The organism is Alkalibacterium subtropicum (assembly GCF_900112455.1).
Classification (GTDB): domain Bacteria; phylum Bacillota; class Bacilli; order Lactobacillales; family Carnobacteriaceae_A; genus Alkalibacterium; species Alkalibacterium subtropicum.
In genome coordinates this window covers 132,851-144,977 of sequence record NZ_FOLT01000005.1, presented here as the reverse complement: position 1 = coordinate 144,977, position 12,127 = coordinate 132,851, and the positions used below count along the sequence as shown (strand labels likewise).

12 protein-coding genes, 3 tRNA genes and 1 rRNA gene are annotated in these 12,127 nt (G+C 44.1%); 14 read left to right on the top strand and 2 right to left on the bottom strand.

Features of this window, described 5'->3' with window-relative positions; all coding sequences use genetic code 11:
• The first annotated feature begins 158 nt into the window (after positions 1 to 158).
• The 7 genes from rrf (at position 159) to BM049_RS07190 (ending at position 4,574) form a co-directional block, all read left to right on the top strand.
• A 5S ribosomal RNA gene (gene rrf, locus BM049_RS07220) occupies positions 159 to 274 on the top strand.
• 29 nt (positions 275 to 303) lie between these two features.
• Positions 304 to 376 (top strand) — tRNA-Val (locus BM049_RS07215).
• 8 nt (positions 377 to 384) lie between these two features.
• Positions 385 to 457, top strand: a tRNA-Lys gene (locus BM049_RS07210).
• 29 nt (positions 458 to 486) lie between these two features.
• Positions 487 to 560: transfer RNA gene (locus BM049_RS07205), tRNA-Arg, on the top strand.
• A 257-nt stretch (positions 561 to 817) separates the two neighbouring features.
• Positions 818 to 1,303, top strand: coding sequence for a CtsR family transcriptional regulator (locus BM049_RS07200; protein ID WP_091529901.1), 486 nt, complete (start codon positions 818 to 820; stop codon positions 1,301 to 1,303).
• Positions 1,304 to 1,308: 5 nt separating this feature from the next.
• Positions 1,309 to 3,807 carry an ATP-dependent Clp protease ATP-binding subunit gene (locus tag BM049_RS07195; protein ID WP_091529899.1) on the top strand — a complete coding sequence of 833 codons (2,499 nt, stop codon included), beginning with the start codon at positions 1,309 to 1,311 and terminating at the stop codon, positions 3,805 to 3,807.
• A 407-nt stretch (positions 3,808 to 4,214) separates the two neighbouring features.
• Entirely contained in the window at positions 4,215 to 4,574 is a 360-nt protein-coding gene (locus BM049_RS07190) for a hypothetical protein (RefSeq protein WP_091529898.1), read from the top strand.
• Positions 4,575 to 4,614: 40 nt separating this feature from the next.
• On the opposite strand, the gene BM049_RS07185 is transcribed toward BM049_RS07190, so the two are convergent.
• On the bottom strand, positions 4,615 to 5,478 hold the full coding sequence (locus tag BM049_RS07185) for a helix-turn-helix domain-containing protein (RefSeq protein ID WP_091529896.1): 864 nt from the start codon (positions 5,476 to 5,478) through the stop codon (positions 4,615 to 4,617).
• 99 nt (positions 5,479 to 5,577) lie between these two features.
• Here BM049_RS07185 and tadA point away from each other — a divergent pair, with 99 nt between their 5' ends.
• A complete protein-coding gene (gene tadA, locus BM049_RS07180) occupies positions 5,578 to 6,072 on the top strand; it encodes a tRNA adenosine(34) deaminase TadA (RefSeq protein WP_091529919.1) in 495 nt (164 codons plus the stop codon).
• 47 nt (positions 6,073 to 6,119) lie between these two features.
• Here tadA and proC read toward each other — a convergent pair whose 3' ends face one another.
• Positions 6,120 to 6,923, bottom strand: coding sequence for a pyrroline-5-carboxylate reductase (gene proC, locus BM049_RS07175; RefSeq protein ID WP_091529895.1), 804 nt, complete (start codon positions 6,921 to 6,923; stop codon positions 6,120 to 6,122).
• 147 nt (positions 6,924 to 7,070) lie between these two features.
• On the opposite strand from proC, the gene BM049_RS07170 reads away from it, so the two are divergent.
• From BM049_RS07170 to BM049_RS07145, 6 genes are all read left to right on the top strand, one after another.
• The gene (locus BM049_RS07170; protein ID WP_091529894.1) at positions 7,071 to 8,105 is read left to right on the top strand and encodes a branched-chain amino acid aminotransferase; all 1,035 of its coding nucleotides are present in this window, start codon (positions 7,071 to 7,073) and stop codon (positions 8,103 to 8,105) included.
• Positions 8,106 to 8,185: 80 nt separating this feature from the next.
• Positions 8,186 to 8,590: a secondary thiamine-phosphate synthase enzyme YjbQ gene (locus BM049_RS07165; RefSeq protein ID WP_091529893.1), complete on the top strand. Its 405-nt coding sequence runs from the start codon at positions 8,186 to 8,188 to the stop codon at positions 8,588 to 8,590.
• A gap of 135 nt (positions 8,591 to 8,725) precedes the next feature.
• The gene (locus BM049_RS07160) at positions 8,726 to 8,995 is read left to right on the top strand and encodes an autorepressor SdpR family transcription factor (protein ID WP_091529892.1); all 270 of its coding nucleotides are present in this window, start codon (positions 8,726 to 8,728) and stop codon (positions 8,993 to 8,995) included.
• The gene (locus BM049_RS07155) at positions 8,992 to 9,579 is read left to right on the top strand and encodes an SdpI family protein (protein ID WP_091529891.1); all 588 of its coding nucleotides are present in this window, start codon (positions 8,992 to 8,994) and stop codon (positions 9,577 to 9,579) included. The genes BM049_RS07160 and BM049_RS07155 overlap by 4 nt, the downstream gene beginning before the upstream one ends.
• Before the next feature lie 174 nt (positions 9,580 to 9,753).
• Positions 9,754 to 10,653, top strand: coding sequence for an ABC transporter ATP-binding protein (locus BM049_RS07150; protein WP_091529890.1), 900 nt, complete (start codon positions 9,754 to 9,756; stop codon positions 10,651 to 10,653).
• The gene (locus BM049_RS07145) at positions 10,646 to 11,923 is read left to right on the top strand and encodes an ABC transporter permease (RefSeq protein ID WP_177188629.1); all 1,278 of its coding nucleotides are present in this window, start codon (positions 10,646 to 10,648) and stop codon (positions 11,921 to 11,923) included. Before BM049_RS07150 ends, BM049_RS07145 begins: the two co-directional genes overlap by 8 nt.
• Positions 11,924 to 12,127: the final 204 nt, after the last annotated feature.

Genomic DNA, 12,127 nt, shown 5'->3' with positions numbered 1-12,127 from the left:
GATATGTGGAGCGGACCAGTACTAATCGGTCGAGGACTTAACCACCAAAGGTGGCTTAAGGGTAAGATGCGGTGTTGTAGAAAAACGTTGTGTGTACGTGAAATCAACTGTCTAGTTTTGAGAGAACAGAGTTCTCAAACATCAAAAAAGAGTCACTGTGCGGTGACGATGGCGGGAAGGACCCACCTGTTCCCATTCCGAACACAGCCGTTAAGCTTCCCAGCGCCGAGGATAGTGAAGGGTTTCCCTTTGTGAAAGCAGGACGTTGCCGTGCAGCTCTTTTTTTATTTTTAACACTTTATTGGAGGTTTAGCTCAGTTGGGAGAGCATCTGCCTTACAAGCAGAGGGTCAGCGGTTCGAGCCCGTTAACCTCCATTGTTTCAGAGCCGTTAGCTCAGTTGGTAGAGCATCTGACTTTTAATCAGAGGGTCGCTGGTTCGAGCCCAGCACGGCTCATTCTTGAATATCAATCTATTTCTTACACTGCGTCCTTAGCTCAATTGGATAGAGCACCTGACTTCGGATCAGGCGGTTAAGGGTTCAAGTCCTTTAGGGCGCGTTCGAATACTATCATAATGAAAAGTGATCTTAGATAACTTCTAAGGTCACTTTTTTCTGTTTAAAGTCAAGGTCACTTCCTTAGCTTCTTCCTTTTAATTTAATCTGTTTATTGGTATAATTATTATTAGTCAAAAATAGTCAAACAAATAATATTCCTTATCATAAACATGAGTAAAGGAGGGAACCCGAAGAGTACATGCAGGATGCTGTAAATCAGTATGTACCTGTTTTATATAAATCTCTTTGATAATCATAATGGAAAATAAAAATATGACAGATATCATTGAAGCCTATCTCAAGAAAGTATTGAAACAGCAGGAGCAAGTTGAAATCAGACGAAGTGAAATCGCTGAGCTTTTCGATTGTGTCCCGTCCCAGATCAATTACGTCATTAATACCCGCTTCACTATTCAAAAAGGTTATTTAGTGGAAAGTAAACGTGGCGGCGGTGGCTACATTCGTATCATCAAAGTACAAGTGCTGGATGAATCGGATATGCTGAATACTATGATCGAAATCATAGGAAATAATATTTCTGAAAGAGATGCGAAGTCGGTTGTTCAGAAACTTTATGATGATAAAATCATCAGCAAACGGGAAGCAAAGTTGATGATAGTGGCAATGGATAAGTCACTTTATACGGGGGATCGCGTAACGGATAATCGTGTTCGGGCAAATCTGCTCCGTTCGATGTTAGCCAATTTACGTTACGAGGAGCCCAATAAAAGAAAGGCGGACTAACACATATGAATGAACTATTTACAGATAAAGCAAAAAAAGCCCTGCTTATAGCCCAAGAGGAAGCAAAATCCTTCCGCCACCGCACTGTCGGAACAGAACATCTTCTCCTGGGTTTAGTCATAGAAGATGAAGGCATAGCAGGTATGACACTGAGAGAACTGGATATTTCTGAACAGGACGTCAAAGAAGAAATCGAACACTTTGCGAGTTATGGGACAACAGAACAGGTACCAAAACATGCGATCCTGCCATATTCGCCTAGAGCAAGACAGATCATCAAGTATGCGACCGATGAAGCCAGACGAATGAAGCGTCCGCTCGTTGGGACTGAACATTTATTGCTGGGGTTACTAAGAGATGAAGATATTTTGTCTGCTAAAATCCTGAATAACCTTGATGTCAATTTAGCGAAAGCAAGACAGCTGGTCCTGAAAAAATTAGGGGCACAGCAGAAGAGCTCAAGAAGTAAGATGAACACTAACAGACGTAATGTGAAAGCCAGCCAGGATGGGCAAAACGGCACGCCGACACTGGATGCACTGGCCCGTGACCTGACTCAGCAGGCGCGTGAAGATCGACTGGATCCAATCGTTGGGAGAAACAAAGAAGTGAGACGCATCATTCAGATTTTAAGTCGTCGAACGAAAAACAATCCCGTACTGGTTGGTGAACCGGGTGTAGGTAAAACAGCGATCGCAGAAGGTTTAGCTCAAAAAATCATTTCGGGGGAAGTTCCACCCGTTTTGACCGATAAACGTCTCATGACCTTAGATATGGGTTCTTTAGTTGCCGGTACTAAATACCGCGGTGAGTTTGAAGAGCGCATGAAAAAGATCATCGATGAAATCTATCATGACGGAAATGTCATCCTGTTTATCGATGAATTGCATACCCTGATCGGAGCCGGCGGCGCAGAAGGAGCGATCGATGCTTCCAATATTCTGAAACCTGCACTTGCTCGAGGCGAACTTCAGACGATCGGAGCCACTACGCTGGATGAATATCAGAAACACATTGAAAAAGACGCGGCACTTGAAAGACGTTTTGCGTCCATCCATGTGGATCCGCCAACTGAAATGGAAGCTGAGGAAATACTTTTCGGCTTGAGAGATCGTTATGAAGATCATCACGGGGTCTCGATCACGGATGATGCCATTCGAGCTGCAGTACACTATTCGGTGCGTTATATCACATCCAGACAGCTGCCTGATAAAGCCATTGATTTAATGGATGAGTCTGCATCAAAAGTCAGAATGGATAAGAGTGATTCGCCGACTCCCTTATCTAAAGCAACTGAAACGCTGGAAGATCTGATCAAGCGCAAAGAAGAGGCTATTCAGTCACAGAACTTCGAACGTGCTGCGCTGATCAGAGAAAAAGAAATGCGTCAGCGTAAAAAGCTAGAAAAAATCATCAAACAAGGTGAAAAAAATGACGGCGACCGTCTGGAAGTTACGGCTTCTGATATCGCGGAAGTCGTTTCCCAATGGACCGGTATTCCCGTCAACCAAATGGAACAGAAAGAAAGCGAACGTCTTCTGAAACTTGAAAAAGTTCTTCACCAGCGTGTGGTAGGGCAGGAAGAAGCTGTTATTGCCGTGTCTAAAGCGATCAGAAGGGCACGCAGTGGCTTGAAAGATCCTAATCGACCTATTGGTTCATTCATGTTCCTCGGGCCTACAGGGGTAGGTAAAACGGAACTGGCTAAGGCTCTGGCTGAAGCGATGTTCGGAAGCGAAGAAGCACTCATCCGTGTCGATATGTCTGAGTACATGGAAAAATACAGTACCAGTCGACTCGTGGGGTCCCCACCTGGATACGTTGGTTATGACGAGGGCGGGCAGTTAACGGAAAAGATCCGTCAAAAGCCTTACTCAGTTATCCTGCTTGATGAAGTGGAAAAAGCCCATCCGGATGTCTTCAATATCCTGCTGCAAGTACTGGATGATGGTCTGTTGACGGACGGTAAAGGTCGGAAAGTCGACTTTAAAAATACGATCCTGATCATGACTTCAAATCTGGGAGCGACAGCTCTGAGGGATGAAAAATCTGTCGGCTTCGGGGCGATAGACAAACGTTTCGATCATGAGGCTATGGAAAAACGTATTCGGGAAGAGCTGAAAAATGCCTTCCGTCCGGAGTTCCTGAACCGTGTGGATGATACGATCGTCTTCCAGTCTCTGAAAAAAGAAGAATTGAGAGAAATCGTGCAGTTGCTGACGAAAAACATCGTTACCCGTATGGAAGAACTGGGCATCGAATTAAAGATTACCCGGGCTGCCATGGATGTTATTGCCGATGAAGGATTTGATCCGGAGTACGGAGCGAGACCTCTTAAGCGAGCCATTCAGAATAAATTCGAAGACCGTTTGAGTGAAGCGCTGCTTGCAGGAGAAATCAGCCTTGGGGACAAGGTGACTCTTGGAGCATCTAAAGGAGAAATCACTTTAAAAACAAGAGAGTCAAAAAAAAACAGTAAAAAAAAGCTGACAACCAGTAAGTAAATAGAGTTAAGGAATTTTAAAGATAAGGAGTCATCTGATCTGTATGCTGATGCAGGTCGGGTGACTCTTTTGCAGTTAACTTAACAGTCTCACGCCATCATACCAGTAAAAACGCTGATGAATTATTGGTGATTTTTTCCTGGAATAAAAACATAGGCTGGCATGCGTTGTGTATGTTTTTAAACGAGAAAGCACTGCAGTTTCATGCGACGCCCGATAAGCCTGAAAAAGTGATGGCCAGAAGGATACAGAAAATCTTTAAGGATCAATGGGAAGAAATGATGGGCTTGCACATGTAGGTGTTCCAGGTTTCGTATCATTTTCCTGCCCATAATCGTTATCTTTAGTATTATAAGGGAATATTTGATAAGATGAAGTTAACCAATAGATGAAAGGACGGAGATAATATGCATCAGGACCATCAACTGGACGACAATCAGAAAAACATTTTAATCGGAGTAGGTGTAGCCTTTTTAGTAGGGCTGATCACGCTCTTATTCACTTCAGATTCAGCTAAAACAAAGACGAGATCAGCAGTCAACCGTCAGAAAGCGAAACATTATGTCGGCAGTAAATTCCACGGGAATAAAAAGGCAAAAAATGTTGTGAACAAATTATCTGATGATGACATCAGCAATCTTCTAGGTACAGTCGATAAAGTCAATGATCTTGAAGGAAAATTCTACGAAATGACTGATGATCTGAAAGATTTTATGCATGACAAGAAAAAAGAATCGAAAAAGGTCATGAGAAAATTTAAGAGATAAGAAAAAAGAGACTCGGTCGAGTCTCTTTTTTTTGAGCGCATTACAACACCAGTAAATAACACAAAAGCAAATCGTTCATATTCTTTAAAGATAAACCAGTGGTTTCATAGAAGCGGTCCATGCGGTACTGCAGGGTGTTCCTATGAATGAACAACGTCTTGGCTGCTACACTGATATTTCCCTGACTGTTCCATAAAGCAAGGATCAGTTCTTTCCAGTCGGTCTGTTTTTCCAGCTGATTTTTCAACTCCAGCATCACAGTACTTTGAGACAGTGCTTCTTTTGTAAAATACCTCAACGCCACATCGGAAAGCGAACAGATGCGGTCGTGAAGATGGGAGACTTCTTCCTGAAAAATACGCTGTTCCTCTTTGAAAATGGCTTTCAATGAATAATCGGGTTGCCAGAATTGACCGATATAAGCGTTGGTCCGGATGGAAAAATCATCTTCGAGTGTTTTCAGCATACCGTAGATTTCTTCCTGAGTATGTGATTGAGATGTATTATCCTGAATGATGTAACAGGTTTCCCGGGTCACAAAAAAGACATCCAGGACAGGTTCAAATAGATGGGTGATGGAATCGATCCAGATGGTATAATCGAACTGGTCATCCATTTTTTCCAGAACAAGCTGGATCAGACGGACAGGCTGCGTCGTCTGAGGAGGATATTCCCGGTTGCCTTCCAGAAAATTGAGCCACTTAGACTGAGATGACGGAAACATATCCGGCTGGATCTCTTCTTTTAAAAGGGTGAGTACACTGATTTCTTTATCGTCTAACCTTTGTTTAGGGATATGGATCCATTGGTTTTTATAGGGGATACGAAGCGTATCTTCTTCCATGAAAGGATGTTTGCTTAAGGTTGCTTCAGGGTAGAGTTTTTTTAACTTGGAAAAATCCAATGTATTTCCTCCTTAATTATGCTATCCTTATTCTACCACTGTTTAAATCTTTTAGAAACAGACCTGGACAGAAGTAAGATTAAAATGGAGCGGGAAAAAATGTCAGAATTTACAGAGAAAGACATCCGAAGATGGATGAACGCGGCGATACAAGAGGCTGAGAAGGCGAGAGCAATCGACGAGGTACCTATCGGAGCCGTGGTTGTCAAAGACGGTAAAATCATCGGACGCGGCTTCAACAAGCGAGAAACGTCCCAGCAAGCGGCGGCACATGCCGAGATGATCGCTATTCAGGAAGCAAACGAAACTTTGGGGAACTGGCGTCTCGAAGACTGCCATTTGTTCGTCACACTTGAACCGTGTGTGATGTGCAGCGGAGCGATCGTTCTGGCACGCCTGAAAAGTATTTATTATGGCCCGAGTGACCCCAAAGGCGGGGCAGTCAGGACCCTTATGCACGTTCTGGAAGATGAACGGCTGAATCATCAGTGTGAGGTGCATGGCGGTGTGATGGAAGAGGAATGTCGGTCTCTTCTGACTACGTTCTTCAAGGAGTTAAGAGAAAGAAAAAAGAAAGATAAACGAGAAAAATAAACAAGCCCCGTATCTAAGCATCTTGCTTTAGATACAGGGCTATCTTTTTATTCAGCGTTCTTTCTGGTCATTTCTTCATTTTTTTCAATCATGTTGTTGAAGGCTGTGATCAGCGAGGAAGAGAAGTCGGATTCCAGTAAACTCAAGACAGCCTCGACAGTGATACCGCCGGGGGATGACACATGGTCGATGAGATTCCACGGCGAATCGGAGGCTTCTTTGACTGTTTTTCCACTCCCCAGAACTGCCTGAGCAGCGATGGCAGTCGCTTTATCCTTTGGCATGCCGTATTTAACTGCGGCGCGGGCCAGGGTATCGATGAACAGAAAAACGAGGGCAGGGGAACTGCCGGCCAATGCTATGAAGATACCCAGCTGTTCTTCCGGAACGATCATCACTTCTCCGACTGCACGAAAGATCGTTTTGGCTTTTTCCCAATCACCGTCAGTGACCTGTTTATTTTCAACCAAGGCAGTCATTGATGCATTGACTTGTGCATTCAAGTTAGGCATGGTCCGGATACACTGATCCGCGGGTACATATTGATTCAGCTGCCTGCTTGAATAACCGGCCACCACGGATAACAGCAGCAGCCCGGAAGGGAAAGTCAGTTCACTCAGGACCTGTTCTACCTGATGAGGTTTCACAGCCAACAGAACGACATCTGAGTGGTCGACGACAGCCTGATTGGATGCCAGACCGTTTATATGCCACTCTTTTTCGGTGGTCAGACGACTTTCCTCCGAACGTGTGGAAAAATAAAGGTGTTCCTCTTTTATAACATCATTGTCTATCAAACCTTTTGCAATTGCCTGGGCCATATTACCAAAACCAATAAATCCTAACTTCATAGTTGATCATCCTTTTTATATACTTTGTTTCAGTTTATCATATCCGGACTGAATAGTTTAACCTTAGTCAAATTAAACATCTTCTAATATTTTTGGTATAATAGAAAGCGTAAGAAAATTCTGCGGAATAGATTGGGGATAAAAAGGATGCAAAAAGACAAGAAAATGAAACAGCTTGACTGGGAGAACTTAGGCTTCTCCTACATCAAAACAGATTACCGTTTCATATCACACTATAAAGAAGGTCAATGGGACGAAGGGTCTTTGACAACAGACAATAAGCTTCACATTTCTGAGGGCTCTCCGGCACTTCACTATGGGCAGCAGTGTTTTGAAGGCATGAAAGCTTATCGAACAAAAGACGGTTCGATCAATCTTTTCAGACCCTACGAGAATGCCAGAAGAATGAAACAGAGCTGTGAACGTCTGCTCATGCCCAGTTATCCGGAAGAGGATTTTGTGGATGCGGTGAAAAAAGTGGTCAAAGCGAATGAAGACTGGATCCCTCCTTACGGATCCGGGAGTTCTTTATATATTCGTCCCTTCGTGATCGGTGTAGGAGACAATATCGGAATCAAAGCGGCAGAAGAATATATCTTCTCTATCTTTGTCATACCTGTCGGCTCTTACTTCAAAGGCGGGTTACAGCCTTCGAATTTTATAGTCAGTACGTATGACCGTGCTGCTCCTAGAGGAACGGGAGCTGCCAAAGTCGGCGGGAACTATGCGGCAAGTCTTTTACCGGGTAAAGAAGCGAAGGAGCGTCAGTTTAGCGATGCTGTTTATCTTGATCCTGCCACACAGACCAAGATCGAAGAAGTCGGAGCGGCTAACTTCTTCGGGATCACCCATGACGATGAGTTTATTACACCTAAATCGCCTTCCATCCTGAACAGTATAACCAAACGGTCATTGATGTGGCTGGCTGAAAACCGCTTGGGCCTGACCGTCAAAGAAGGCGATGTCTATATCGACGAGCTTGATCAGTTCAAAGAAGCGGGGGCCTGCGGAACAGCTGCCATCGTCGCACCGATCGGCGGACTGCAGGTAGGGAAAGACTTCCACGTGTTTTACTCTGAAAAGGAAGTCGGTCCGGTAACGATGCAGTTGTATAATGAACTAGTGGGAATCCAGTTCGGTGATGTAAAAGCACCTGAAGGATGGATCGTGAAAGTGGACTAGAAAGAGGATCGATTCTTTCTCTTTGGATTTGATCCCAGCATTCGTTATGATTAAATCAAGAAGATGAAGGAGGAAATAGCATGAGTTATTTAAAAAAGTTCTCTCTATCTACGCAAGATAAGCAGGAATTCAAACTGCTGGATTCTTACCTGAATGAAGCTCTGAAAGAGAGCGGCGTCAAGGACGGCATGATGCTCGTGTACTGTCCGCACACAACAGCCGGTATAACGATCAATGAAAATGCTGATCCGGATGTGAAAACAGACCTCAAACGGGCACTTGACGACACGTTTCCGAATCACGATTATTTTGTCCATGGCGAAGGTAATTCCGATGGGCATATGAAGTCATCTCTTGTCGGAGCCAGTGAGTTACTCATTATTCATGAGGGGCAACTGATTTTCGGCACCTGGCAGAGCGTATACTTCACAGAATTTGACGGTCCCAGACAACGGATGTTTTATGTGAAGATCCTGGAAGGCTGAGGCCGACATTAGAATATAGCTGAAAAGAGAGGATGAGTCGACTCATCCTCTCTTTTCTGTTGACAAAAGCAGGTAAATGACATATATTATATTTAACTAATTGGTTAAATAAATAGTAGGAAAGCAGGCAATGACATGAGTGGCGTATTCAAAGCGTTGAGTGACCCTACCCGAAGAGAAATACTGGGGCTGTTACGGGATAGAGACATGACGGCGGGAGAGATAGCTGAACAGTTTGAAATATCAAAACCAGCTATCTCAAAACATCTGGACTTATTAAAAGAGGCGGAACTGGTGAGCGTGGAGAAAAAAGGGCTGTACCGCATTTACTCTATCAACCTGACGGTACTCCAGGACACATTAAGCGGCTTTTTGGATTTGTTTGAAAAGGAGAATGAAGAATGAAAAAATCGATAGTAGTCTGGCCACTCACACTTATTTCTTTGATGATTGTTGGGCTGGGTTTATTTGCAGAAGCGGACCAGTGGCGTCTCATATTGATAGGAATGAGCATCATTGCTGGACTGGGTTTTATGGATATATACACACCGAAAATCGCCCAGTTATCTGAGTCGAATCCAAAAGTGAAGACCATGCGCCGGTTGAACCGATTGTTTATTCTGTTTTTTACAGCAGTCTTTTCATTTCTCATCTGGTTCCCGGCTGCTGAATCACTGCTGACGGATAACGAATATAGTCTTGCCTTTATCACAACACTGTCAATCATGGGGATCATCGGCAACACCGCTCCGAAACTGCCATTTAACCGGTATATGGGGCTGAGACTGCCCTGGACAGTCCGGGATGAGGCAACATGGAAAGCCGCTCACAAATGGCTGGGCTATATTACATTTCCCATTATCCTCGTAATGATTATTGCTTACTTTCTTAATATCGAACTGGAAGAAATAGTTAAGTACGGTATTCTCTCCTGGATCGCTATTCCCGGTCTTTATTCAGGCTGGATCTATTATAAGCGGATGGGCTGAAATCAGGCCATGGTTCCATCAAAGACGGCACCTCTTATTTACCTCTAATTGTGACGAAAAAGTGAAAAATAGTTCTTAAGACGGATGCATTCACACGTGAATTATTATACAATATAACTGTTCTCATTTTTACACTGGAGAACACTACATACAAACAGAGAAAGAAGGAGAGACATGCTAGAAGTTAAAGATCTGACGAAAACGTTTGGGTCGCTCACTGCAGTGGATGACTTGAATTTTACTATCAAGCCCGGTGAAATCATGGGCCTGATCGGTCAGAACGGTGCAGGCAAGACGACAACGTTTCGTATTATCCTGAATTTATTGACCCCTGATAAAGGTCACGTCCACTGGAACGAACGGTACCTGACAACAAAGACGTTCAACAAAATAGGTTATCTGCCTGAAGAACGCGGACTGTATCCTAAAGTCTCAGTTGAAAATCAGCTCCTTTATTTTGCACAACTGCGCGGGAAGAAAAAAAGCGAGATCAAGCCGCTGATCGACCACTGGCTGGAAAAATTCGAGGTCAAGGGTAAAAAGACAGATAAAGTCAAGACCCTGTCTAAAGGGAATCAGCAGAAAGTCCAGCTGATATCGACATTGATCCACCAGCCGGAACTCATCATCCTTGATGAACCGTTCAGTGGACTGGATCCTGTCAACGCCGAACTGCTTGAAGACGGTATCCGAGAGGCCCAGGCGAATGGTGCAAGTATTATCTTTTCAAGCCACAATATGAACAATGTGGAAGAACTGTGTAACAGTCTCATCATGCTGAAAAACGGCAGACCCGTTCTAAATGGAACGGTGAAAGACATCCGTCAGCAGTTCGGACGAACAAAACTGTTTTTAGAGTCCGAATTGACTCCAGAAGAACTGCGCCAGTTCCCTGGTGTACAAAGGGTCGAAAAAACGAACGATGGTATTGACGTGGCCTATCTGACTGAAACGGAAGACGGCAAAGCTATCTTTGATGCCGCAACTAAGAATGGCTACATCCCAACATTCAGTCAGCAGCCCCCGACACTGGAAGAAATATTTAAACGATTGGCTGGTGAAAAGAATGAGTAAATATTGGGTGATTACGAAAGAAGTATACAAGAAGAATGTCAAGTCAATCGGCTTTCTCGTTATGGTACTGTCACCGCTCATCGTTATAGCGTTCATTGCCGGTCTGACGTATTACTTCTCTCAGGAGGAACAGGCAGCCCCAGATGTACCGATTGCAGTGATATCAGAAGAGGAAGGAATCGATCAGCTTTTTTCTAACGAGCAATGGAGCTTTGAGGTCAGTGACAATATCGATACTGAAGAAGCTGCAGAAGAGGCACTGCTGGATGAATCGATCGGCGGGTACATTACTGCTGAAGTAGTTGAAGGGACGGTTCAGGCAGAATTTGTCCACACGAATGAATTGTCTGATCAGTCGTCGCTGATTCAGGAAGCACTGACGAATTATCAGTCGATGCTGAGAGCGGATCAGCTCGACCTGGCACCGGAAGAAGTGATGGCATTGTCTGAGCCGGCGATGCTTGACCAGCGGTTCGTTAATGTAGATGAAGGAACTGTAACGGAAGAAGCCTTTTCAGACCGCATGGTCCAGCAGGGCGGAGCCTATTTTGTCAGTATAGCCATTATGATTTTCATTATGACGTATGCCGGTATCATTGCTGAAGAAGTAGCAAATGAAAAAGGAACACGTATCATGGAGATCATCTTATCCAGTGCCAGTGCAACAAATCATTTCTTTGGTAAATTGACAGGGGTGATGCTCGTTTTACTGACTCAGATAGTTATATATGCGGTAGTCGGTTTCGGCGCATATATATACTTCAGAGATTCTGAAATGGTACAGGAAGTCATTGGCGGTATAGATCTCGCTGCTGTCTTCCAGGAACTGATGGGTTACACGATCATCTTCTTTATTGTAGGGGTATTGATGTATGTGGTTCTGGCCGCATTCTTCGGATCACTGGCCACTAAAATGGAAGATGTGAACAAGGCAGTCACGCCGATCGTCTTCATGGCACTAACAGGTTTTTATGTCGGGATGTTTGCCTTTACGGCCCCAGATAATTTGTTTGTATCAGTATTCTCATATATTCCCCTATTTACACCATTTGTCATGCCATTCAGGATAGCGGCCGATACAGTGTCGACCCTGGGGGTCTGGTTGTCTATCGCCGGAACAGTCGTGTTCGCCGTTCTGATTTCTGGGATCTCCCTGGCGTTCTACCGTTCCAACGTGCTGATTTATTCAGATACAAACTTGCTGGGAACAATCAGACGTTCCTGGAATATCATGCAGAGTAATCGAAAAGCCATTAGAAATCGGGCATAATCAATAGAGAAAGAGCCTTGTAAAAGGTATCAGTGGAATGTTTCCCACATGTTCTCTCATACAAATGTTCAAAGAGCCGTGTTCCCCGGTTCAGTAAGTCAATGACTTACTGAACTGGGGATGCGGTTTTTCGACTTTATTGTTTTTAATTTTCTCAGAGGATAGTCATAAATTGGATAGGATAAACAAGGATTTGAAAAGGCT